At 73.1% G+C, this 23,523-nt stretch carries 18 protein-coding genes; 9 read left to right on the top strand and 9 right to left on the bottom strand.

Translation table 11 applies throughout. The features are described from left to right. Positions 1 to 288: 288 nt before the first annotated feature. The 3 genes from ACIO3O_RS21065 to ACIO3O_RS21055 all read left to right on the top strand — a co-directional run bounded on the left by ACIO3O_RS21065 (position 289) and on the right by ACIO3O_RS21055 (position 6,980). Entirely contained in the window at positions 289 to 3,255 is a 2,967-nt protein-coding gene (locus tag ACIO3O_RS21065) for a DEAD/DEAH box helicase (protein WP_401747980.1), read from the top strand. Continuing rightward, on the top strand, positions 3,252 to 5,939 hold the full coding sequence (locus ACIO3O_RS21060; RefSeq protein WP_401747978.1) for an SWIM zinc finger family protein: 2,688 nt from the start codon (positions 3,252 to 3,254) through the stop codon (positions 5,937 to 5,939). The genes ACIO3O_RS21065 and ACIO3O_RS21060 overlap by 4 nt, the downstream gene beginning before the upstream one ends. A 297-nt stretch (positions 5,940 to 6,236) precedes the next feature. Then, a complete protein-coding gene (locus ACIO3O_RS21055) occupies positions 6,237 to 6,980 on the top strand; it encodes an ion channel (protein WP_401747976.1) in 744 nt (247 codons plus the stop codon). Between the two features lie 77 nt (positions 6,981 to 7,057). Here the strand turns inward: ACIO3O_RS21055 and ACIO3O_RS21050 are convergent, their stop codons facing one another. The 4 genes from ACIO3O_RS21050 to ACIO3O_RS21035 form a co-directional block, all read right to left on the bottom strand. Beyond that, the gene (locus ACIO3O_RS21050; protein ID WP_401747973.1) at positions 7,058 to 8,443 is read right to left on the bottom strand and encodes an MFS transporter; all 1,386 of its coding nucleotides are present in this window, start codon (positions 8,441 to 8,443) and stop codon (positions 7,058 to 7,060) included. A gap of 55 nt (positions 8,444 to 8,498) precedes the next feature. Next, complete coding sequence (locus ACIO3O_RS21045) at positions 8,499 to 9,218, bottom strand: DUF2293 domain-containing protein (RefSeq protein ID WP_401747971.1); 720 nt, start codon at positions 9,216 to 9,218, stop codon at positions 8,499 to 8,501. A 77-nt stretch (positions 9,219 to 9,295) separates the two neighbouring features. Continuing rightward, entirely contained in the window at positions 9,296 to 9,670 is a 375-nt protein-coding gene (locus ACIO3O_RS21040) for a MerR family transcriptional regulator (protein WP_401747968.1), read from the bottom strand. 58 nt (positions 9,671 to 9,728) lie between these two features. Continuing rightward, complete coding sequence (locus ACIO3O_RS21035) at positions 9,729 to 10,484, bottom strand: SDR family NAD(P)-dependent oxidoreductase (protein WP_401747965.1); 756 nt, start codon at positions 10,482 to 10,484, stop codon at positions 9,729 to 9,731. A gap of 92 nt (positions 10,485 to 10,576) precedes the next feature. On the opposite strand from ACIO3O_RS21035, the gene ACIO3O_RS21030 reads away from it, so the two are divergent. Continuing rightward, positions 10,577 to 11,227: a uridine kinase gene (locus ACIO3O_RS21030; RefSeq protein WP_401747963.1), complete on the top strand. Its 651-nt coding sequence runs from the start codon at positions 10,577 to 10,579 to the stop codon at positions 11,225 to 11,227. 23 nt (positions 11,228 to 11,250) lie between these two features. On the opposite strand, the gene fdhA is transcribed toward ACIO3O_RS21030, so the two are convergent. After that, positions 11,251 to 12,519, bottom strand: a complete 1,269-nt coding sequence (gene fdhA, locus ACIO3O_RS21025) for a formaldehyde dehydrogenase, glutathione-independent (RefSeq protein ID WP_401747960.1) — start codon at positions 12,517 to 12,519, stop codon at positions 11,251 to 11,253. Positions 12,520 to 12,760: 241 nt separating this feature from the next. Further along, the gene (locus ACIO3O_RS21020; RefSeq protein ID WP_401747957.1) at positions 12,761 to 13,042 is read right to left on the bottom strand and encodes a GlsB/YeaQ/YmgE family stress response membrane protein; all 282 of its coding nucleotides are present in this window, start codon (positions 13,040 to 13,042) and stop codon (positions 12,761 to 12,763) included. Between the two features lie 155 nt (positions 13,043 to 13,197). Between ACIO3O_RS21020 and ACIO3O_RS21015 the strand changes: the two genes are divergently transcribed. Continuing rightward, positions 13,198 to 13,560 (top strand): cupin domain-containing protein, encoded by a 363-nt coding sequence (locus ACIO3O_RS21015; RefSeq protein WP_189821568.1) that lies wholly within the window; start codon positions 13,198 to 13,200, stop codon positions 13,558 to 13,560. Positions 13,561 to 13,669: 109 nt separating this feature from the next. On the opposite strand, the gene ACIO3O_RS21010 is transcribed toward ACIO3O_RS21015, so the two are convergent. The 3 genes from ACIO3O_RS21010 to ACIO3O_RS21000 all read right to left on the bottom strand — a co-directional run bounded on the left by ACIO3O_RS21010 (position 13,670) and on the right by ACIO3O_RS21000 (position 16,865). After that, the gene (locus tag ACIO3O_RS21010; RefSeq protein ID WP_401748269.1) at positions 13,670 to 14,914 is read right to left on the bottom strand and encodes an MFS transporter; all 1,245 of its coding nucleotides are present in this window, start codon (positions 14,912 to 14,914) and stop codon (positions 13,670 to 13,672) included. Between the two features lie 454 nt (positions 14,915 to 15,368). Continuing rightward, positions 15,369 to 15,935 carry a methylated-DNA--[protein]-cysteine S-methyltransferase gene (locus ACIO3O_RS21005; RefSeq protein ID WP_401747954.1) on the bottom strand — a complete coding sequence of 189 codons (567 nt, stop codon included), beginning with the start codon at positions 15,933 to 15,935 and terminating at the stop codon, positions 15,369 to 15,371. Positions 15,936 to 15,992: 57 nt separating this feature from the next. Further along, positions 15,993 to 16,865, bottom strand: coding sequence for a glycerophosphodiester phosphodiesterase (locus ACIO3O_RS21000; RefSeq protein WP_401748267.1), 873 nt, complete (start codon positions 16,863 to 16,865; stop codon positions 15,993 to 15,995). 255 nt (positions 16,866 to 17,120) lie between these two features. Between ACIO3O_RS21000 and uvrB the strand changes: the two genes are divergently transcribed. The 4 genes from uvrB (at position 17,121) to ACIO3O_RS20980 (ending at position 23,440) form a co-directional block, all read left to right on the top strand. After that, positions 17,121 to 19,259, top strand: coding sequence for an excinuclease ABC subunit UvrB (uvrB, locus tag ACIO3O_RS20995; protein WP_401747951.1), 2,139 nt, complete (start codon positions 17,121 to 17,123; stop codon positions 19,257 to 19,259). Positions 19,260 to 19,391: 132 nt separating this feature from the next. Next, on the top strand, positions 19,392 to 19,970 hold the full coding sequence (locus ACIO3O_RS20990) for a TerD family protein (RefSeq protein WP_401747949.1): 579 nt from the start codon (positions 19,392 to 19,394) through the stop codon (positions 19,968 to 19,970). 125 nt (positions 19,971 to 20,095) lie between these two features. Further along, on the top strand, positions 20,096 to 22,198 hold the full coding sequence (locus tag ACIO3O_RS20985; protein ID WP_401747947.1) for a TerD family protein: 2,103 nt from the start codon (positions 20,096 to 20,098) through the stop codon (positions 22,196 to 22,198). Between the two features lie 255 nt (positions 22,199 to 22,453). Continuing rightward, complete coding sequence (locus ACIO3O_RS20980; protein WP_401747945.1) at positions 22,454 to 23,440, top strand: TerC family protein; 987 nt, start codon at positions 22,454 to 22,456, stop codon at positions 23,438 to 23,440. Positions 23,441 to 23,523: the final 83 nt, after the last annotated feature.

Genomic DNA, 23,523 nt, shown 5'->3' with positions numbered 1-23,523 from the left:
TTTTCCGCGGGCCCGGTTCTGCGGCACGCCCGCCCGTTGGCCTCCGGCACCCACCTTTCCGCGCGCGTCCGTTCCCTTCGCGCCCCGGTCTCGTGTCCCCGGTCCGTCCGGGCCCGTGGTCTTCTGCGCGTGCCTGCCCCGTCCGGGGCCCGGACCTCCACACCGGCGGCCCCTGTGCGGTGTGGACGTGGGCCGCGTTGTCAGACCCCACCCGTAGACTCGCAAATCCACGAAGGAACCCTGCGCCCACCTGCGCAGACACACACCCGGAGGGGAGGCGCGGCCGCCATGACCGTTCCGTACGCACCGTCGCGGGCCGGCCTCGGGCCGGGCGCCGCCGGTGCTCTCGACGCGGTGCGTTTCCCGGTCGACACAGCCGCCCTCTACCTCCCCGCGACCCTGCCCCGCGACGCCCGCATCGCCCTGTGGGCCCCCGACGGGCCTCCGCCGCCCGGGGCCGAGGACACCCTCACCGTCGTCCGCCGTCAGGGCGCGGTCGTCCGTACGCGGAAGGTTCCTGCGCGGCTCCTTCCGCTCGCCGACGCGCTGCCCCTGCTCGTCGCCGCCCGGCACTCCCCGACAGCCCACCCCGCCGCCCGCTGCTGGGGCGCCGCCGCCCTGCACGCCCTGCACCTCGTCGCGCGCGGGCTGCTGCTGCCGGGCCTCACCCCGGGCGACCACGACGCCTGGCGGGCCGGGCCGCCGGACGCCGCCGACATCGCCCAGCTGCGCGCGATCGCCGCCGCGCTGCCGCCCGAGGGGTACGCCGCACCGCTGCCCGGCCGCACCCCGCTCCAGGTCCCCGACCCCGCCCACCTGGTGCGGTCCTTCGTCGACGCCGTCGCCGACGTCCTGCCCCGGACGCCCGCCGCGGCCCTCGCCTTCGGGGCCCCGTACGCCGCGTCCGAAGCCCAGCACCTGCCGCGCCTGCGCGAGTGGGCCGCCGAGGTCGCCGCCGGGGCGGACGCGGGGGTGCGCGTCTCGCTCCGGCTCGACCTGCCGGTGCACGGCCTCTTCGACTCCCACGAGGAGGACGCCGAGGACGGCCGCGGGTCGCGGCCGCGCCGCGCGGGCGCCGCCGTCGTCCAGGTGCACAGCCTCGCCGACCCCACCCACCTGGTCGACGCCGCCGACCTCTGGTCCGGCGACGGCGGCGAGTCCTTCGGCCCCCGCGCCCGCGTCGACACGGTGCTCGCCCTGCGCCGCGCCGGACGCGTCTGGCCGCCGCTCGCCCGCCTCCTGGAGCAGCCCGTCCCCGACGTACTGGCGCTCTCCGACGAGGAGTTGTACGACCTCCTGGGCGCGGCGGCGCACCGGCTGGAGGCCGCGGGGGTGACCGTCCACTGGCCCCGCGACCTGGCCCGTACGCTGACCGCCACGGCGGTGGTGCGCCCCGCACCCGGCTCGGCCACCGACGGCACGCCCTTCTTCGACTCCGAGCACCTCTTCGCGTTCAGCTGGCAGCTGGCCGTGGGCGGCGAGGAGCTCACCGAGGCCGAGATGGACGCCCTGGTGGAGGAGCACCGTCCGGTGGTGCGACTGCGTGACCAGTGGGTGGTGGTCGACCCCGCGCTCGTACGCAAGGCACGCAAGCGGCAGTTGGGGCTGCTGGACCCGGCCGACGCCCTCTCCGTCGCCCTCACCGGCACCGCGGAGATCGACGGCGAGCGGGTCGACGCGGTGCCCGTGGGAGCGCTGGCCGCCCTCCGCGACCGGCTCGCGCGCGGCGGCGCCGACACCCTTCCCCAGCCGCCCGCCCTCCGGGCCACCCTGCGCGACTACCAACTCCGGGGCCTGGCCTGGCTCGACCTGATGACCTCGCTCGGGCTCGGCGGCTGCCTCGCCGACGACATGGGCCTCGGCAAGACGATCACCGTGATCGCCCTCCACCTGCACCGTACGGACGCCGCCCGCCCGGCCCCCGGCACCCGTACGGCCCCCACGCTGGTGGTCTGCCCCGCCTCCCTCCTCGGCAACTGGCAGCGCGAGATCGAACGCTTCGCCCCCGGCGTGCCCGTCCGCCGTTTCCATGGCACGACCCGCACGCTCGACGAGCCCGCCGCCGAGGGGCTGTTCGAGGCGGCCGGCACCCGTGCCGAGGACATCTCGCCCGATTCCCGCCCGTACGACGGCGGCTTCGTCCTCACCACCTACGGCACCATGCGCACCAGCGCCGCCCAACTGGCCGCGCACGGCTGGAACATGATCGTCGCCGACGAGGCCCAGCACCTGAAGAACGCCCGCTCCTCCACCGCCAAGGCCCTGCGCACGATCCCCTCCCCGGCCCGCATCGCCCTCACCGGCACCCCCGTCGAGAACAACCTCTCCGAGCTGTGGGCCCTGCTGGACTGGACGACCCCGGGCCTCCTCGGCCCCCTCACCTCCTTCCGCGCCCGGCACGCCCGTGCCGTCGAGGGCGGTGAGGACCCGGAGGCGGTGGAGCGCCTCTCGCGCCTGGTGCGCCCCTTCCTCCTGCGCCGCAAGAAGTCCGACCCGGGCATCGCCCCCGAACTGCCGCCCAAGACCGAGACCGACCACCCCGTCTCCCTCACCCGCGAACAGGTCGCCCTCTACCAGGCCGCGGTGCACGAGACGATGGCCGCCATCGAGACCTCCGAGGGCATCGCCCGGCGCGGCCTGATCATGAAGCTGCTGACCTCCCTGAAGCAGATCTGCAACCACCCCGCGCAGTACCTCAAGGAGGACCCGGCCCGCCTCGCCGCCGCCCGCTCCGGCAAGCTGGCCCTCCTGGACGAGCTCCTCGACACGATCCTCGCCGAGGAGGACTCCGTCCTGATCTTCACCCAGTACGTGAGCATGGCCCGGCTGCTCTCCCAGCACCTGGCCGCCCGCGCCGTCCCCGCCCAACTCCTGCACGGGGGAACGCCGGTGGCGCAGCGGGAGGAGATGGTCGACCGTTTCCAGTCCGGCGAGGTGCCCGTCTTCCTGCTCTCGCTCAAGGCCGCCGGTACCGGCCTCAACCTGACCCGCGCCGCCCACGTCGTGCACTTCGACCGCTGGTGGAACCCGGCGGTCGAGGAGCAGGCCACCGACCGGGCGTACCGCATCGGTCAGACCCAGCCCGTCCAGGTCCACCGCCTGATCGCCGAGGGCACGGTCGAGGACCGCATCGCCGAACTCCTTGCCGCCAAGCGGTCGTTGGCGGACGCCATCCTCGGCTCCGGTGAGGCCGCCCTCACCGAACTCACCGACCGTGAACTCGCCGACCTCGTCTCCCTGCGCAGGCCGTCATGACCCCACGCCGCTCCCACCCCGAACTCAACGGCATCCGGCACGCGCAGGCCGCCGCGGGCCCGGACGACCCCCGGGAAGACCTCCGGAACGAGACCCCGCCCGCGAGCCCCGACGCGGAGCCCCCGTCCCCCGAGCAGCCTCCGCAGCCTCCGCCCCGCAGCGCTGCCGCCGAGGCCGCACGGCAGGCTCTGCGCGCCTCGCGGGCCGCCGCGGACGAAGCCCGGCGCGCCGCGCGCCCCGCAGCCGAGCCCCCGACCGCCGACGCCCCTCCGTCCGCCGCGCAGGCCGCCCGGCAAGGCATCCGCCGCACGAAGCCCCGCCGGGGCAGTACACGGCCGACGACGAGCCGCGACAACCGCCCGAACCTGCCGCCCCCGGACATCGACTCCCCTCCGACCGCGAGGCACGCCCTCCGCGACGCGGCGTCCGACACAGCGCACCCCGAGGCCGAGGCGCACCCGGTGGCCACCGAGGAAGAGCCCCCGCCGACGGCACACCACGGCACCCACCCGACCCCGCCCACCCCGCAGGACGCCGACCAGGCCGCACGCCAGGCCGTCCAGGCCTGGCTGACCCCCGCAGCCGACGCCCGCACCCCGGACGACCTCCACACCGCGGGCGGGGCCCGGGTCCCGGCCGACGCCCGTACCCCGGACGACTTCCTCGCCTCGGAACGTGCCCGCACCCGGGCTGACGCGCGTACCCCGGACGACCTCCACACCGCGGACGGTGCTCGCACCCCGGCTGATGCCTGCGCCTCAGACGACCTCGACGCCTCGGAACGTGCCCGCACCCGGGCTGACGCCCGCACTCCGGACGGCCTCCGCGCCTCCGATGGTGCCCGTGCCCCGGCCAACGCCGGCACCCCGGCCAACGCCGGCACCCCGGCCAACGCCGGCACCCCGGCCGACCCGCGCACCGAGGCCGAGGCCCCCATTCCGGGCAGCCCCCACCCCGCAGCCCGGCCCGCACATCGCGGCACCCGGCCCGCTCCGGCTGTCCCTCAGCCTCACCGGCTCGGGGCCCGGCCTGCCGTCGCTGCTCGGGCTGATGCCGACCCCGCCTCCGTCACCCCGGCCGACATCGACCCCGTTTGCGCCACCCCGGCCGACACCGACCCCGCTTCCGCCACCCCGGCCGACGTCGACCTCGCCTTCGCCGACCCGGTCGAAGCCCACCCCGCCTTCGGCGCCCCGGCCGACGTCCGCCCGGTGTTCCGGCCCCCGGCCGACGCCCGCCCCGCCCCCGCCCCCGCCCGCCCCGCCCCCGCCCCCGCCCGCCCCGCCCCCGCCCCCGCCCACCCCGCCTTCGGCGCCCCCGCCCACCCCGCCTTCGGCGCCCCCGCCGACGCCCGTCCCGCGTCACGGGGCACCCAACCCACCCTCCCCGCCCCCGACGACCCGCACCCTGCGCGGCGCGGAACCCAGGCGTCCGCCCCGGCCGGGGGCCCCGTCGGTGAACGGCGTCGGACCTTTCCGCCCGCCCCCGAGGCGACCGGCCCCGCCGTCACCTGGTGGGGCAAGGCATGGGTGGCCGCCCTGGAGGATCTGTCCCTCGACCCCGCCCGTCTCGCCCGCGGCCGCGCCTACGCCGACGCGGGTCACGTCGACACCATCACGGTCACCCCGGGCCGGGTCGTGGCGTACGTACGGGGCAGCCGCGCCCGCCCCTACCGGGCCGAACTCCGGCTGCGCACCCTCGCCCCGGAGGACTGGGACGTGTTCCTGGACGCGGCCGCCGCCGACCCCGCCCACCTGGAGTCCCTCCTCGCGAAGACGGTTCCGCAGGCCCTCCTCGACCCGGGCTCCCCGCTCGCGGACATCCCCCTCCTGCCCGCCACCGCCGGCGACCTCCTGCCCTCCTGCACCTGCCCCGACGCGGGCCGCCCCTGCAAACACGCGGCGGCCCTCTGCTACCAGGTGGCCCGCATCGTCGACGAGGACCCCTTCGTCGTCTTCCTGCTACGCGGCCGCGATGAACGCGAAGTCCTCGACGCCCTCGGCCACCGCAACGCCACCCGCACCGCCACGGAATCCCGCACGCCCCCGCCGGTCCCCGCTCTCCCCGCCCGCGAGGCCCTCGCCCGCCCCCTCGGCGAACTGCCCCCGGCCTTCCCCCCGCCCCCGCACCCGGGCGCGCCGCCCTCCTACCCGCCGCCGTACATCCGCGACGCCCCCGACCCGCTGACGCTGGACCACCTCGCCACCGACGCCGCGCACCGCGCCCACACCCTGCTCACCACCGGCACGGACCCGTTCGCCCCGCTCACCCCCTGGCAGGACGCGGTCCGTATCGCCGCTGCCCAGCCCGGCTCCGGGCTGACCGCGTCGACGCGCTCCCTCTACACCTCGCTCACCCGGGCCCTCGGCCGCACCCCCACCGAGCTGGCCAAGGCCGTCGCCGCCTGGCGCCAGGGCGGCCCCGAAGGGCTCGCCGTCCTGGACACCCCCTGGGACCCGCCGGCGGGCCCCTTCGACCGGGCCCGCTCCACCCTGCTCGTCCTCGGCCTCAACTTCCGCCCCACCCGCAACCGCCTGACCGCGGGCCGCTTCCAGCTCCGCCACGGCCAGGACGACGCCCTCTGGTACGGCTACGTGTGCGAGACGGGCACCGACGACTGGTGGCCGGAGGGACAGCCGGGCCCGGACCCCGTCGACGTACTGAACCGCCTGTGCGGCACCTGACCCCCGCAGCGCCGCGCGCCGCGCACCACGGAATTCCGCCGCCGCCTTCGGCCTGACGACCTCGGGTGATGAGGGCGGGGCGGAGTTGGTCGCGCCCACCGCGAGGCAGGGCGAAGGGGGGGCGCCTGGTGATGCGTCCCCAGGGCGAGGAGAGCGCCGACGCAGTGGTGCCCGAGGGTCTGGTGGGGAAGCTGCCGCGAAACGTCCCGCCCTGCCGATGACCTTCGCCCCTGGTTGCCGTCCAGGTCCGGACAGATCCTTGGGAGGTTGCCCGCCCCCTGCCCGGAGTGTCTCCTCATGACCGCCACCAGCCCTGCCTTCGTCGCCCGCTGGGAGCAGCGCTCACTGCCCTGGCTGACGCTCCTGGCGGTCGTGTCGCTCGCGGTCTTCGTCATCACTGCCGCGACTCCGCACCCGCCCGCCGCATGGAGGGTGGTCGACTACGGGATCTGGGCCGTCTTCGTCGGGGACTTCCTGCTGCGACTGGCCCTGGCCCCGCAGCGGTGGCAGTTCCTGCGCCGCAATCCGCTCGACCTGCTGGCCCTGCTGCTCCCGTCCGTACGGGCCCTGCGGCTCCTGTCGATCCTCGGCCGACTGTCCGTCGTCGCCGGACGCGGCCGGGCCGAGCGGATGATCGCCTCGACGGGCGTGGTCGTCGCGGTCGTCGTCGTGGCGCTGGCCGCCGCCGTCCTCTCGGAGGAGCGGGGCGCCACCGGGGCGAACATCACCACGCTCCCCGACGCCCTGTGGTGGGCGATGACGACCATCACCACCGTCGGGTACGGGGACCTGGCCCCCGTCACACCCACCGGGCGGGCCTTCGGCGCGGTCCTGATGGTCGTCGGCATCGGCGCGATGGGCACGGTGACTGCTGCGGTCGCGTCCCGACTGGTGCAGGCACGGGCGGCGGATGCGGAGGCGGAAGGGGCAGCCGCAGGTGCCGTCGGGCAGTTGCGGGCCCTGGGGGAGCTGTACCGGGAGGGCGTGCTGACTCCTGACGAATTCGCCGTGAAGAAGCGGGAGTTGCTCGACCGCTGGTGAGTTCTTCGCGCAGAGCCGGAACCCGGCGAGGCCGCCCCCGTCGAATCGCCGTCCTGGCTGTGTGCGCGTCGCGCTTCTCAACCCCCCGACGTCGTCACCTCGCCCTTCGTCTCCGGGGCCCACGCCACCGACGCCAGCGTCCCCAGCAGTAGGACGCCCGCCAGCCAGTACATCGACCAGCTCAGGCCCAGCGACTCCAGGCTCACCGGCAGGACGAACGTGCCGACCGCCGAGGCGATGCGGCTCGTGCCGTTCAGGAAGCCGACGCCCGTCGCACGCAGGTGGGTCGGGTACAGCTCGGCGGGATAGACCTGGGTGAGGTTGGAGGCGCCCGCCATCACGAAGGTGTAGACGAGGAACGGGATCATCAGGGCCGCCGTGGAGGCGTGGGTCAGGGCGCCCACCAGGGCGAGCGCGACCGTCATGATCGCGAAGGTGGAGATGACCAGGGGGCGGCGGCCCGTGCGTTGCAGGAACCACAGGCCGCAGATGCCGCCGGTGAGGAGGAAGAGGTTGAGGAGGAGGTTCTGGAGGTCGGCGTCCTCGACGTCCAGGGCCAGCAGGATCGTCGGCATGAAGGTGTAGATCGCGAAGTACGGGAGGACCTGCGCGCTGTAGAAGACCAGCCCGAACCAGGTGCGCCGGGACTGCCCGGGGGCGAAGAGCTCCCGATAGGCGGAGGCGGAGGTGGTCGAGGAGGTGGGGGGTGCGGGGGCCTCGCCCAGTTCGCACTTCAGGTAGCGGGCGGCGATGTCGCGGGCCTCCTGCGTGCGGCCCTGGCTGGCCAGCCAGCTCGGGGACTCCGGGGTGCCGATGCGCAGCAGGAGGACCAGGGCGGCGGGGAGCGCGCCGGTCGCCAGCAGGACGTACGCCGCGTGCTCCGTACCGCCGAGCCACGTGCCGAGGATGCCCGCGAGAACGTAACCGACCGTCCACATCACGGTGAGCGAGCCCAGCAGGAGGCCGCGCAGCCGCCGGGGGACGAACTCCGAGAGCATCGTGGGGCCGACCGCGTAGTCCGCGCCCAGCCCGAAGCCGATCAGCACGCGCAGGATGAAGAGGACCGCCGGGTCGTGCGCCCAGAACTGGAGGGCGGACGCCACGGTGATGAGGACGAAGTTGTAGATGTACAGCTTCTGGCGGCCGATGACGTCACCGACCCGGCCCAGCACGATGCTGCCGAAGAACAGGCCGATCAGGGCCGACGCGCCCAGCAGCCCCTGCCAGACGCCGGACAGGTGGCGGGCGTCGGTCAGGGTGGTCAGGACCGCGCCGATCATGCCGAGCGCGTACCCGTCGGAGAAGTTCGCGCCGAAGGTCGTGGCGGTGATGCGCAGGTGGAACGGGCGCAGGGGCGCGGCGTCGAGGGAGGGAGCGAGGTCCGAACCGTCTCGGGCAGGGGCCGATCCGTTTCGGGCGGGGTCCGACCCTCCTCGGGGGCGCGGTGCGGCAGGGGTGGGCATCGGCTGGGACCTCGCCTTGTGTCGGGGAACAGTCATCCTGCCCCGGTACGCCCGTTTATCCCGGGACCTCAGGTGTCTCGGGGGGATCGGGGAGCGCAGGTGTCTCAGTGAGGGCCCGGGCCTCGGCGGCCGTCCGCCATTCCGTCAGGACCGCCTCGATCGCCGGGCCCACCCGCCCCCGCGCCTCGTGCCTCGGCACGCCCGCCATCAGCAGCGCGTCGTACGGGGTGTCCACATGGCGCACCGAGGCGCGGACCGCCGCCGTGACCGCCTCCTCGTCCAGGGCTCGGCCCGCCGCGCTGCGGCCCACCCGGCCGCTGCCCCGCTGCGAGGTGTGCGCGGCGACGGCATGGGCCCGGTCGGGCGGGCAGGACGGGAAGCGGGCCAGGATCGCGGTGGTGAAGGCCGCCGTGAAGGTGAGGTCCTCGGCCGCGCGGCGGGCCGCGTCACGGTCGCGGCGGCGCGCACGGGCCTCCGCGTCGGCGAGGCACGCGGACTCGGCGAGGGCCAGGGCGGCCTCCTCGACCAGCAGCCCCTGGCGCTCGTAACGCTTGCGGCGCCTGTTGTGGCGGACGACCACCGCCCACAGCGAACTGGCCTCCCGCGCCCGGCGGGTGAGGGCCGCGTCGCCGCGCGGGAGGAGGACGAGGTGGCCCAGGTCGGCGCAGTCCAGGCAGCGCGGGGCGTTGTATTCGAGGATGTGCAGGGGGAGCGGGCCCCGGCGGCAGTCCGTGCAGTGCCGCCGCTTGAGGGGTTCGACGACCACGAGGTTCATGGGGAGGGGATACCCCGGTTCGGCGCTGCTTCGTCGCTGTCAGGTCGTACGGTGTCACCTTCAGGTCGTACGGTCCCTCACCGCCCGGCGGGCAGCGCGTGCCCCTCCGCCCCCGCCAGCGCCCTCGCCAGCCTGTCCCGCGCCTCGCTCTGCGCCGCGATCCGCGCGTCCAGCACGGCCAGCCGGTCCCGCGCGATCCGCAGCTTCGCCTCCGCGGGCTCGGCGGCCAGCACATCGCCGTCCAGGCACGGGGCGAAGTCCTGGACGTCCTCCAAGGTCAGCCCCACGTCGAGGAGTTGGCGGATGTTGCGTACGCGGACGACGGACCGCTCCGGGTCGTAGGTCCGGTAGCCGTTCGCCTCGCGGCGGGAGGTGAGCAGGCCCGCCTGCTCGTAGTGCCGCAGGGCGCGCGTGCTCGCCCCCGTCGCCCGCGCGAGTTCCCCGATGCGCATGTGCCGCCCCCCGGTGCCGTATCGCCACCGGGAGTAGATCACGTACGCCGTCGGCGGCTCACGCCACCACCGCACCCCCGTCCACCGGCAGCACCACCCCCGTCACGAAGGACGCCTCCGGCGCCGCCAGCCGGGTGATCGCCCAGGCGACCTCCTCGGGGCGGCCGATCCGGCCCAGCGGAGTGTGCGCCACCTGCCAGTTCCGTACGGCGGCCCGCTCGTCCGGCGTCAGCCCCCGGTGTTCGCCGATCGGGGTGTCGACCGCACCCGGCGCGACCGCCACCACCCGGATGCCGCGCGGCGCGAGCTCCACCGCCCAACTGCGGGTGAGGAGTTCGAGCGCGGTCTTGGACGCTGCGTACACGGAACTGCCCGGCCAGGCGCGCTGACCCACCGACGTGCTGACGTTCACCACGACGCCGCCGCGCTCCCCGAGCGCGGGCAGCGCGGCCTGCGTCAGCAGCACAGGGGCGACCAGGTTCGTCGCGAGCTGCGCCTCCACACCGGCCCGGGTGTAGGTGCCCAGCGACCCTTCGCCGACGATCCCGGCGTTGTTGACCAGGACGTCCAGGCGTCCGTACGTCCCGACCGCCTCCCGTACGAGAGCTTCCGCGGCCCCTTCCTCCGTGATGTCGGCGGCCAACGGGGTGATCAGGGAAGGGTGTTGGGCGGCGGTCTCCGTCAAGGGGGCCGTCCTGCGTCCTACGGCGACGACCCGCGCGCCCTGCGCCGCGAAGGCGTGGGCGGTGGCCCGGCCGATGCCGGTTCCCGCTCCGGTGACGAGGACGACGCGCTGTTCCGTGGAGGTGTTCATGCGGGTGATGGTCCAACCCTGACGCCAGTGGCAAGGTCAAGCGCACCCCCTCCGGGGAGGCCGCCCCGCCCCGGACCGGCGATGATGGACGCGTGCAGTTTCTACCGATCACCTGGGGACGCCTCGCCGGACGGCTCGCCCGGCACCTCGACGGCCTGGAGCCCTCCGACGGCAGCCCCTGGCTGAAGGTCGGCGTCGACGGCGCGCCCGCCGCGCGCACCGGGGAGCTGGTCGGACCGCTCGCCGAGGCCCTGCGCGACCGGGGGCGCGTCGTGCACGAGGTCGACACGCACGGCTTCCTGCGGTCCGCCTCGCTGCGTTTCGAGTACGGGAAGCAGGACCCGGACACCTACTTCGACGGGTGGTTCGACACCGGCGCCCTGTGGCGCGAGGTCTTCGGCCCGCTGGAGGCCGGGGGCACCGGGCGGGTGCTGCCCGACCTCTGGGACCCGGTCACCGACCGCGCGACGCGCAGCCCGTACGCCCAACTCCCGCCCGGCGGAGTGCTGTTGATGCACGGGCCGCTGCTGCTCGGCCGGTGGTTCCCGTTCGACCTGACGGTGCACGTGCGGCTGTCGCCGGGGGCGCTGGAGCGCCGTACCGCCGAGAGCGAGCGGTGGACGCTGCCCGCCTTCGTGCGGTACGAGGCGGAGACCGCCCCCTCGGAGGCCGCCGACGTGGTCGTACGGGCCGACGACGCCCGGCATCCGGCGTGGACCGGGCTGCCGGGCGACGGGGAGTAGGGCCCCGGCTTCGTGCCGCCGGGTCAGACGGGGCGGACTCCGTTCAGCGCGCCGTGCGGGTCCAGGACGTACTTGCGGCTCGCGCCCTGGTCGAACTCGGCGTAGCCGCGCGGGGCTTCGTCGAGCGGGATCACGGTGGCGTTGACCGCCTTCGCGATGTGCACGCGCTCGTGCAGGATCGCCATCGAGAGCGCCCGGTGGTACTGCATGACCGGGCACTGACCGGTGGTGAAGCTGTGGCTCTTGGCCCAGCCGAGCCCCAGGCGCACCTTGAGCGTGCCGGTGCGGGCGTCCTGGTCGACGCCGCCGGGGTCGTCCGTGACGTACAGCCCGGGAATGCCGAGCGCGCCGCCCGCGCGGGTGAGCGTCATCAGCGAGTTGAGGACGGTGGCCGGGGCCTCCTCGGCGTCCGGGCGGCCGTGCGCGCGGGCCTCGAAGCCGACCGCGTCGACCGCCGCGTCCACCTCGGGCTCGCCCAGGATCTCGGCGATCTGGTCCTCGACCCGGCCCCGGGTGAGGTCGACGGTCTCGCAGCCGAAGCTCCGCGCCTGGGCGAGGCGTTCGGCGTTCAGGTCGCCGACGATGACGACGGCCGCGCCCAGCAGCTGGGCGGACGCGGCGGCCGCGAGCCCGACCGGGCCCGCCCCGGCGACGTACACCGTGGACCCCACGCCCGCACCCGCCGAGACCGCGCCGTGGAAGCCGGTCGGGAAGATGTCCGAGAGCATCGCCAGGTCGAGCAGCTTCTCGCGGGCCGCGTCGCGGTCCGGGAAGGGGAGCAGGTTGAAGTCCGCGTAGGGGACCATCACGTACTGGGCCTGGCCGCCCACCCAGCCGCCCATGTCGACATAGCCGTAGGCGGCGCCGGGGCGGGCCGGATTGACGTTGAGACAGATGCCGGTCTTGCGTTCCTTGCAGTTGCGGCAGCGGCCGCAGGCGATGTTGAAGGGGACCGAGACGATGTCGCCGGTCTCGATGAACTCGACGTCGGGGCCGCGCTCGATGACCTCGCCGGTGATCTCGTGGCCGAGGACCAGACCCTCGGGGGCGGTGGTGCGGCCGCGCACCATGTGCTGGTCGCTGCCGCAGATGTTGGTGGCGAGGACCTTGAGGATCACCCCGTGCCGGCAGACGCGGCCGACGTTGTCGGGGGCGACACCGGGGCCGTCGCGCAGTTCCAGTGCCGGGTGGTCGATGGTGGTGACTTCGACGGCGCCGGGCTTGAGGTACGCGACGGCCTTGTTGCCCGTGCTCGTGCTGCCCGTGCCTGTGCTCGTGGTGCCTGTGGTCATGGTGCACCCGCCTCTTCGGCTCGTGTCGCAAAGTGTCGCCACAGGTGCGTCGAACAGGTGCGTGGTCACGTGTGGCGAGGACCGTTCGCTGTGCGCGCTGTGGAGTCTGCACCCGCATGGCGGGACCGGCCAGACTCCGGGCGAAACGGGGCGAAGAGGCGGGCGGGGGTTCCGGTTGGAGCGTTGCTCACCGGGTCTGCGGGCGGGGCCTGCCGGTGGCGGCGGTCACCTGTGGTTGCGGTTACCTGTGGCTGCGGCCGCGGTTGCCGGACTTGACGCTGGCCAGGGCCGCGACGCCGATCGCCGCCAGACCGATCTGGATGAGCCACTCGATCCAGTCGATGCCGTTGGTGTCGTTGACGCCGAGCGCCTTGGCGATCGCCGCGCCCGCCAGCGCCGCGAGGATGCCGACGATGATGGTCCACAGAATGCCGATCTTCTGGCGGCCCGGGACCACGAGCCTGCCGAGGACGCCGATGATGATGCCGATCACGATCGCGCTGATGATGCCCGAAATCTCCATGGCAGCAGCTCCCTGGCTGTAGCGCACTGTAAGGATGGTGCCCTTCCTGTGCCCGGAGTGCGCCGGAGCACGCACCGCCACGACGGACGGTTTGCGTCCACTTGCGTCGGGCCTGGTCGCAGAGGGGTACAACGGCACCGCTAAGGTGACCGGCCATGACGACAATTGATCAACTTCCCGCCTCCTTCTCCGTGCACATTCCGGACGCCGAGCTGGAGCCCGAGCCGCTCGACCCGGAGCAGATCGTCTCCGGTACGCCCGAGGTCACCGGCAAGGTGCTGTGGGAGTCCCCGGACGGCCAACAGCTGCGGGGCATCTGGCAGATCACGCCCGGCGTGGTGACCGACACCGAGGCCAACGAGCTCTTCGTCGTGGTCAGCGGTCGCGCCACCGTCGCGGTGGAGGGCGGCGCGACCCTGGAGATCGGTCCGGGCGACGCGTGCGTGCTGCGCGAGGGCGACCGTACGACGTGGACGGTCCACGAGACGCTGCGCAAGGCGTACCACATCAGCCTCTAGACAGGCCTGTGGACCGGCCTCTGGACCGGCCTCTGGACCGGCCTGTGGATCGGTCTTTGGATCAGTCTCTAGACCGGTCTCTGGATCGGCCTGTGGATCAGCCTCTGGTTCACGCCTTGCTCGTACGAGCCGTGACCAGCGCCAGCGCCGCCATCGGCACCAGCAGCAGGGCGCCGGCCGCGTTCAGCCACCCGTAGCCCGCCTGCGCGACGATCAGCCCGGCGGCCGCCCCGCCGACGGCCGCCGCGGAGCTCATCGTCAGGTCCGACAGACCCTGCACGGCGGCGCGGGCGGGCTGCGGCACGGAGTCCGTGAGCAGCGCGGAGCCCGAGACGAGCCCGGCGGACCAGCCGAGGCCCAGCACGAAGAGTCCGGCGGCGGTCTGCCCGTGGCTGCCGCCGGAGGTGCCCGCGAGCAGGGCGGCGAGCGAGAGCAGCCCGGCCGCCAGCCCGATCACCGACAGCCGCCCGAGCCGGTCCGCGAGCCACCCCATGACCGGCGAGAACGCGTACATCCCCGCGATGTGGCCGCTGATGACCAGCCCCACCAGTTGCAGCCCGGCGCCGTGGTGGCCCAGGTGCACCGGCGTCATCGTCATGATCGACACCATCGCGGTGTGCGTGACGGCGACCGTCACCAGCGCCAGCCGGGCCCGCGGGGACGCCTTCACGGCGGCGATGCCCGCCTTCAGCGAACGGCTCGCGGCCGAATGGTCCTCCTGCGGGGACAGTTCCCGCGCGGTCAGCAGCGGGTCCGGGCGCATCAGGACGGTGACGACGATCCCGGTCACCAGGAAGATCCCGGCCGCCCACACGAACGGCGCCGCCGTCACGGGCAGGGACGTACCGGCGAAGGCGCGCCCGGCCGGCGCCGCGAGGTTCGGGCCGAGCACCGCGCCGATGGTGGTGGCCCAGACCACCGTGGAGATGGCCCGGCCCCGCCGCTCGGGGGAGGCCAGGTCGGCGGCGGCGAACCGGGCCTGGAGGTTCGCCAGCGAAGCCGCGCCGAACCCGGCCATGCCGAGCAGCAGCAGCGGGAAGCTCCCCAGCAGGGCGGCCACCACCACGACCGCAGCGCCGAGCGCGCCTATCAGGTACGCCAGAGTGAGCCCGGGCCGCCGTCCGCGCGCCGTCATCAGCGAGGCCAGCGGCACCGACAGCACGGCGGTACCGACCACGGAGGCGGTCGGGGCTAGCCCGGCGTAGGCCTCGCTGCCCGCGATCTCGGTGGCCAGGACAGGCGCGAGGGTGATGCCGATGGGGACGCCGAGACCGCCGAGTATCTGGCTGGTGACCAGGACGGCGGTGGTGCGCCGCTGGAGCGCGGGCAGCTCGGCGGCGGTCACCGCGGGCACGGGGGCGGGGGCGGGGGCGGCCGGGTCCGCCGGGGTCGCGGGGTCCGCCGGGTTCAGCGGATTCGCCGGAGGCGGGGCCACCGGCGCGATGTCCGCGACCAGGCCCCCGGCGGCCGGGTCGGAGTCACCGGTGTCCGGTGCGCCCTGCGCCGGAGGGCGTCCGGTGCCTGTGTCCCCGGTGTCGTCGGAGCGGTCGTTCCTGTCCGTGGTGCTCACTTCGTACACGCCTCTCCGCAGGGGCCGACCGGGTCGGGGGCCGGGGAGGCGACGGTCACGCGAACGGGGCCGAATATGTACGTGTACTTGTCAAGGGATGTCGTCACCGCCGCAGTGTGCCAGCCCGCACCCCCCAGGGCACCAGATAATCGCGCCCCGCGCACCCCTGCTCCGGAGCAGGTTCATCGGGACCGGGCCCCACCCAGTACCGGGCCCCACCCAGGACCGGGCCCCCACCTCAGAACAGCGGCTCCGGCAACACCCCCTCCAGCGCCAGCAGCACCCGCTTCGTCTCCAGCCCGCCGCCGAATCCGCCGAGCCCGCCACCGCTCTCCACCACCCGGTGGCACGGCACCACCACCGGCAGCGGATTCGACCCCATCGCCGCCCCGACCGCCTGCGCCGCCCCGGGCTGGCCCACCCGGTGCGCCAGGTCGCCGTACCCGACGACCGCCCCGTACGGCACCCCGTCGTTCAGCTCGCGCAGCACCTGGCGGTTGAACCCCGAGGTCAGCGACCAGTCCAGCGGCAGGTCGAACCGGCGCAGCGTGCCCGCGAAGTACGCCGCGAACTGGCGCACCGGCTCGGCCAGCCGGCTCGACGCCGGTATCGGCTCCGCCACCTCGACCAGCTCGGCGCCCAGCCGCGACGCCAGCGTCTCCAATGCCCGTGCCCGGACCTTCTCGTCCGCGTGGAAGACCACGCTCACCAGCCCGACGTCGGTCGCGGCCAGCAGCAGCGGGCCGATGTCGCTGCCGATCACGGCCCACTCCACACAACTCGCCGAAGGCGTTTCGCTGTTCACGCCCCCCACGGTACGACCGGGCACTGACAACGGGCCCCGCACCTGCGAAGGCGCAGGTCAGCCCCGCATCGCCGCCCGCACCACGTCCGGCCGGTTGCTGATCACACCGTCCACCCCGAAGCCCTTGACCTTCTTCGCGCTCGCCGAGTCGTCCACGGTCCAGGTGCTCACCCGCAGCCGCTGCCCGTGCGCCCCCTTCAACTTGTGCACGGCCGCCACGTACTGCTTGCTGAGCGTGGTGTGCTGCGGGTTGATCTGGTCGGTGTACGCCGCGTACTTCGGCAGGTCGGCCACCTTGGGCGTGCCCAGGAACCCGGTGACCAGGCCCGTGTGCTGCTGGTGCACGGACCGGAGGCTCGCCGCGTCGAAGCTCTGCACCACCAGCCGCGAGCGCACGTGCGCCGCGTCCAGCCACCCCTGTGTCCGCAGCACCCTGAGGATGTCCTTCTCGATGCCCGGGTAGAGCGCCGGGTTCTTGACCTCCATCAAGAGCTTCTGCTGGTTGTGGTCCACCCGCTGGAGGTACTGCTTCAGCGTCGGCACGCGCGCGCCCGCGTACGCGGGGCCGAACCAGCTGCCCGCGTCCAGCCTGCGGATCTCCGCAGCCGTGAAGTCCTTGACCTTCCACGGGGCACGCTTCGGGAAGACCTGCTCCACATTGGTCGTCCGCGCCAGGCTGTCGTCGTGGACGATCACCAGCTCGCCGTCCTTGGTGCGCTGGACGTCGTTCTCCACCCAGTCGACCGCGAGCCGGTGCGCCCTGTCGACGGCGGCCAGGGTGTTCTCCGGGGCGTACCCGGAGGCACCCCGGTGGGCGATGACGAAGGGGGCGGCTGCCGGGGCGCCCGCGGGGGCGGCCGGAGGCTGTACGACACCGGCGGTCCCGCCCGCGAGAGCGGTCAGGGTCGCTGTGACGGCGAGGGTGAGCATGGATCTCTCCTTGCGCGAGAGGACGACTCGGGCGACCGAGCGTGACAGCTGCGCGCCAACGTGGAACAGGTGCGGAATGGCCATGCGGTGAACGATGTGACACGTGCGCCCATCACGCCGTGTGACAGATCCGGTACACAGCCGCACTTCGGCCGATCGTGTGTCGACCGCATCCGAAACGTCCCGGCCCCCCTTTCCTCCGCCCCGGAGTCCGATCACCACGTGAGTGTCAGTGGTGGGTCGTACGGTGGTTGCATGCGGCCCGTTTCCAAGATCGAACGTACGGTGGCGCCTTTCGAGGTCGTCAGTCCCTACCAGCCCAGCGGTGACCAGCCGGCGGCCATCGCCGAGCTGGAGAAGCGCATTCGCGCGGGGGAGAAGGACGTCGTCCTGCTGGGTGCGACCGGCACCGGCAAGTCGGCGACGACCGCCTGGATGATCGAGAAGCTCCAGCGCCCCACGCTCGTCATGGCACCGAACAAGACCCTGGCCGCCCAGCTGGCGAACGAGTTCCGCGAGCTGCTGCCCAACAACGCCGTCGAGTACTTCGTCTCGTACTACGACTACTACCAGCCCGAGGCGTACGTCCCGCAGTCGGACACCTACATCGAGAAGGACTCCTCGATCAACGAGGAGGTCGAGCGACTGCGCCACTCCGCGACGAACTCGCTGCTCACCCGCCGCGACGTCGTCGTGGTCGCCTCCGTCTCCTGCATCTACGGCCTCGGCACGCCGCAGGAGTACGTGGACCGCATGGTCTCCCTCAAGGTCGGCGACGAGATCGACCGGGACGCCCTGCTGCGCCGCTTCGTGGACATCCAGTACAACCGCAACGACGTGGCGTTCACCCGCGGCTCCTTCCGGGTGCGCGGCGACACCATCGAGATCTTCCCGGTGTACGAGGAACTGGCCGTCCGCATCGAGATGTTCGGCGACGAGATCGAGGCGCTGTCCACGCTGCACCCGCTCACCGGCGAGGTCATCAGCGAGGACGACAGCCTCTACGTCTTCCCCGCCAGCCACTACGTGGCGGGACCCGAGCGCATGGAAAAGGCGATCAACGGGATCGAGAAGGAGCTGGCGGACCGCCTCGCCGAGCTGGAGAAGCAGGGCAAGATGCTGGAGGCCCAGCGGCTGCGCATGCGCACCTCGTACGACCTGGAGATGCTCCGCGAGATCGGCAGCTGCTCCGGCGTCGAGAACTACTCGATGCACTTCGACGGCCGTGAGCCCGGCACCGCCCCGCACACCCTCCTCGACTACTTCCCCGAGGACTTCCTGCTGGTCCTCGACGAGAGCCACGTCACGGTGCCGCAGATCGGCGCGATGTACGAGGGCGACGCCTCCCGCAAGCGCACCCTGGTCGACCACGGCTTCCGGCTGCCGTCCGCGCTGGACAACCGCCCGCTGAAGTGGGAGGAGTTCCAGAAGCGGATCGGCCAGACCGTCTACCTGTCGGCCACCCCGGGCACGTACGAACTCTCGCGCGGCGACGGCTTCGTGGAGCAGATCATCCGCCCCACCGGACTGGTCGACCCGGAGGTCGTCGTCAAGTCCACCGAGGGCCAGATCGACGACCTGGTGCACGAGATCCGCAAGCGCACCGAGAAGGACGAGCGCGTCCTGGTCACCACGCTCACCAAGAAGATGGCCGAGGACCTCACCGACTACTTCCTCGAACTGGGCATCCAGGTCCGGTACCTGCACAGCGACGTCGACACGCTGCGCCGCATCGAGCTGCTGCGCGAACTGCGGGCGGGCGAGTACGACGTCCTGGTCGGCATCAACCTGCTGCGCGAGGGCCTCGACCTGCCCGAGGTGTCCCTGGTGGCGATCCTGGACGCCGACAAGGAGGGCTTCCTGCGCTCGGGGACCTCCCTCATCCAGACCATCGGCCGCGCGGCGCGCAACGTCTCCGGCGAGGTCCACATGTACGCGGACCGGATCACCCCGGCGATGGCCAAGGCGATCGACGAGACCAACCGCCGCCGCGAGAAGCAGGTCGCGTACAACACGGAGCACGGCATCGACCCGCAGCCGCTCCGCAAGAAGATCAACGACATCGTCGCGACGATCGCCCGCGAGGAGGTCGACACCGAGGAGCTGCTCGGCACCGACTACCGCAAGCCCAAGTCCGGCAAGGACGCCAAGGCGCCGGTCCCGGCGCTCGGCGGCAAGGCGGCGAAGGCCGCGAAGTCCGCCAAGGGCAAGAAGGGCACCGAGGTCCTCACCGACCGCCCGGCCGCCGAACTGGCCCAGCAGATCGAGGAGATGACCGACCGGATGCGGGCCGCCGCGGCGGAGCTCCAGTTCGAGGTGGCCGCCCGGCTGCGCGACGAGGTCGGCGAACTCAAGAAGGAGCTGCGCATGATGAGGGAGGCGGGACAGGCGTGAGCGCGGTGCCCGGTGGAGTGTTGCAGGAACGACACAAAACGCACCGGGGTTGCGACCGCGTCCGGCGGACTGCGTAGGGTGCTGACAACCGCACACACGGGCGGTGCAGGGGTTTGTGGAGAGGGGTAGCGCGTGACGGTCAACATGACCAAGGGCCAGGCCATCAGCCTGCAGAAGAGCGACGGGGGAACCCTGACCGCGGTGCGGATGGGGCTCGGCTGGCAGGCGGCCCCGCGCCGCGGTCTGTTCGGCAAGCGCACCCAGGAGATCGACCTCGACGCGTCGGCGGTCCTGTTCGCCGACAAGCAGCCGGTCGACGTCGTCTTCTTCCGCCACCTGGTCAGCGACGACGGTTCCGTGAAGCACACCGGTGACAACCTGGTCGGCGGCGCGGGCCAGGGCGGCGACGACGAGGCCATCCTCGTGGACCTCCAGCGCGTCCCGGTGCACATCGACCAGATCGTCTTCACGGTGAACTCCTTCACCGGCCAGACCTTCCAGGAAGTGCAGAACGCGTTCTGCCGCATCGTGGACGAGACCAACGGCCAGGAGCTGGCCCGCTACACCCTCGACGGCGGCGGCCAGTACACCGCCCAGATCATGGCCAAGGTCAGCCGCGCGGGCGCGGGCTGGCAGATGACCGCCCTCGGCAACCCGGCCAACGGGCGCACCTTCCAGGACCTGATGCCGTCGATCCTGCCGCACCTCTAGGCGACGACGGACCCAGCAGTACCGCAGCTCCCGGAGGCAGCAGGCCGCCGGGAGCTGCACCGCATTCACGTGACAGGCACGCACGGCGGACAGACCGCGCACATCGACGGTGGGGGAGACAGACGATGACGGCCGAGCTGGTCCGGGGGCAGAACCATCCGTTGCCCCAGGCCCGTCTGGAGATCCGGATCTCGGCCGGCCAGCCGGTCGTCGCCGGAGCCACGCTCGTCGACGAGCACGGCACCGTACGGGGCACGGAGTGGGTCGCCCACCCCGGCGCCCACCAGCTCCCCGGCCTGGAGGTGTCCCGGCAGGCCGCCGCCGACCACCGCCTCGCCGTCGACCTGGGGGCGATCCCGCAGGAGGCGCACCGGGTGAACGTCCTGCTGGCGCTGCCCACCGCCGTCGGCTTCCCGGCCCGCTTCGGCGCGGTCGCCGCCCCCTTCGTCGCCGTCACCGGGCTCGACGGCGACGAGGTCGCCACCTTCACGCTGACCGGCCTGGACGCCGAGTCCGCCGTCGTCGCGCTGGAGCTCTACCGCCGCCAGGACGCCTGGAAGGTACGGGCCGTCGGCCAGGGGTACGCGGGCGGCCTCGCCGAACTGCTCGCCGACCAGGGCCTGCCGCAGGCGGGCGCGCTCGCCACCGCCATCCAGGACGCCGTGGGCCGCGGCCTGGCCCGCTCGGTGGCCCCGCCGCCGCCCCGCACCGCCGAGGGCGACCGGTCCCGCCACACCGCCCGCCAGGGTGCGGCCGCCCAGGACGGCGTACGGGGAAACCTCGCCGGTGGCGGGACCGTCGCCGGTGGCGGGGCCGCGACGCCGCATCAGGACGCCGAGCCCGCTCCCGTGCACGCGCCGGAAACACCCCAGCCGCAGGCCCCGGGCCTGCCCACGCAGCCCCCCGCCCCACAGGACCCGCAGCCGACCACGCCCGCCGCCGCCCCCGCCCCCGGCGGCCCCATCGACTACAGCCACCCCCGCCGCCGCAAGCAGCCCGCGGCCGCCGCCACCCCGCCCCCGGCCGCCCCGTCGACCCAGGCCCCGCCCACCCAGCCGCCGCCGCGCCCCGAGCCGTCCGGGCCCGGGCAGCCGTCGCGGCCCGTCGCGGGCGACGCCTCCGGCTGGTCCATGGAGGAGCGGCTCTACAACCAGGTCTGGGGCATGTTCGAGGACCTGGCCCGCACGGCGGCCGCCTACCGCAGCGCCGTCGACTTCGCCGAGTCCCGGATGGAGCAGGAGCTCGACAAGGTCCTCTCCGACCCGCGCAGCCGCATCGGCGGCACCGGTGACGCGGCCCGCGAGGCCGCCCGCGCCAAGCGCGACGCGCTCGTCGAGCAGGCCCGTGCCGTCCTGGACCGCGACATCGCCCAGCTCGTCGCCGAGTCCGAGGTCGTCGAGCCCGCGCTGCCGCCCGCCTTCGCCCGCTGGGACAACCCCGCCTGGCACGCCTACAAGGTGCCGATGGAGATCCCGATGGCGCTGCGCATCGGCGACCTGCACCTGCCCGAACGCCCCGACCTGCACATTCCGCTGCTGGTGCGGCTGCCGCTGGAGCGCGGGCTGTGGATCGACGCGGGCCGCACCGGTTCCGAGGCCGCGATGATGATGGACACCGACCAGCTGCGCCGGGTCGCCCTGGACACCGCCGTCGCACACGCCGCCCGGCTGCTCGGGGCCTACCCGGCGGGCGAGTTCACCGTGCACGTCATCGACCCGGCGGGCGCCGCTGCCGCCGCGCTCGCACCGCTGGTCAAGTCCGGGGTGCTGGCCTCGCCGCCGGCCGTGGGCGCGCAGGGGGTGAGTGCCGTGCTGGGGAGGCTCACCGAGCGCGTGGACCTCGTACAGATGGCGATCAGGGCGGGTGCGTCGGACGCGCTGCCGCCGCACCTGGACACGGCCGAGCAGTTGCTCATCGTCAACGACTTCCCGCACGGCTTCGACGACCGGGCCGTCACCCAATTGCGCTATCTGGCGGACGAGGGTCCGTCCGTCGGTGTGCACCTGATGATGGTCGCCGACCGGGAGGACGCGAACGCGTACGGCCCGGTGCTGGACCCGCTGTGGCGTTCGCTGCTGCGACTGACCCCGGTACCCGACGCACACCTCGCCGACCCGTGGGTGGGCCACGCCTGGACGTACGAACCGCTGCTGGCGCCGCCCGGGAGCCAGGTGCTGTGGAACGTGCTCAGCCAGGTGGCGGCGGCCAGGAGGGCCTTCGGCCGCTGATCGTACCGCCTCATTAAGCGCCACTGACCTGCGCTTTTGGGAATCGTTTACCTTTTCCTTTACCTGTTCTTGGTGTTTCGGGTACTCTCGTGAGAGCGGAGGGGAGTACTCCCGGCCTGCGATGTACCCGTCAATACGGACCGCCATCGGTCCCGGGGCATCGGCCCGGCGCACGCCAGACGGCGGCTCGGGTGGAAGAGACCTCCGGCAGCGACGACGCTGATTGAGTTGCCGTAGCTATCTGCCGGAGGCGCAGTGGACGTTTCATTGAACACCTGGATCTTCACCATCCTGGCCCTCGCGGCCCTGATCGCGGTGGACTTCTTCATCGGGCGCAAGCCGCACGACGTCTCGACCAAGGAAGCGGGCATCTGGACGGTCGTCTGGATCGCCCTGGCCGTGATCTTCGGCCTCGGTCTGCTGGTGTTCGGCGAGGGCAAGGCGTCCGGCGAGTTCTTCGCGGGCTTCATCACCGAGAAGTCGTTGAGCGTCGACAACCTCTTCGTCTTCGTCCTGATCATGGCGAAGTTCTCGGTGCCCTCCCACCTCCAGCAGCGGGTGCTGCTGATCGGCGTACTGATCGCCCTGGTGCTGCGTGCGATCTTCATCGCCGCCGGTGCCGCGGTCATCGCGAACTTCTCGTGGGTCTTCTACATCTTCGGCGCGTTCCTCATCTACACCGCCTGGAAGCTCGTCCAGGAGGCGCGTGCCGGTGAGGAGGCGGAGGCCCCCGAGGACAACGCCCTGCTGAAGAAGATCGAGAACAAGTTCGGCGTCGCCGACCAGTACCACGGCACGAAGCTCTTCATCCAGAGGAACGGCAAGCGCATCCTGACGCCGCTCATGGTCGTCATGCTCGCCATCGGCATGACCGACGTGCTGTTCGCCCTGGACTCGATCCCGGCGATCTTCGGCCTCACCCAGGACCCGTACATCGTCTTCACCGCGAACGCCTTCGCGCTGATGGGTCTGCGCCAGCTGTACTTCCTGATCGGCGGCCTGCTCAAGAAGCTGGTCCACCTCAGCTACGGCCTCTCCGTCATCCTCGGCTTCATCGGCGTCAAGCTGGTGCTGCACGCACTGCACGAGAGCGGCGTGAGCGTCCCCGAGATCTCGATCGCGGTCTCGCTGTCCGTCATCTGCGCCGTCCTCGTCATCACGACGATCACCAGCCTGATGGCGAACAAGAAGCGGGAGGCGGCGGAGGCCGCCAAGGAGGACAAGGCTCCGATCGAGTCCTGACCCGAGGGCTCACGAACCCGAGGACTCACGAACCCGAGGGTTCACGCAGACGTGGAGGGGACGGCGTGCATGCCGTCCCCTCC

This window comes from Streptomyces sp. NPDC087440, from assembly GCF_044744005.1.
GTDB lineage: Bacteria > Actinomycetota > Actinomycetes > Streptomycetales > Streptomycetaceae > Streptomyces.
Note: the sequence above shows the minus strand (reverse complement) of the source record. Positions and strands in the feature narration are given on the sequence as shown.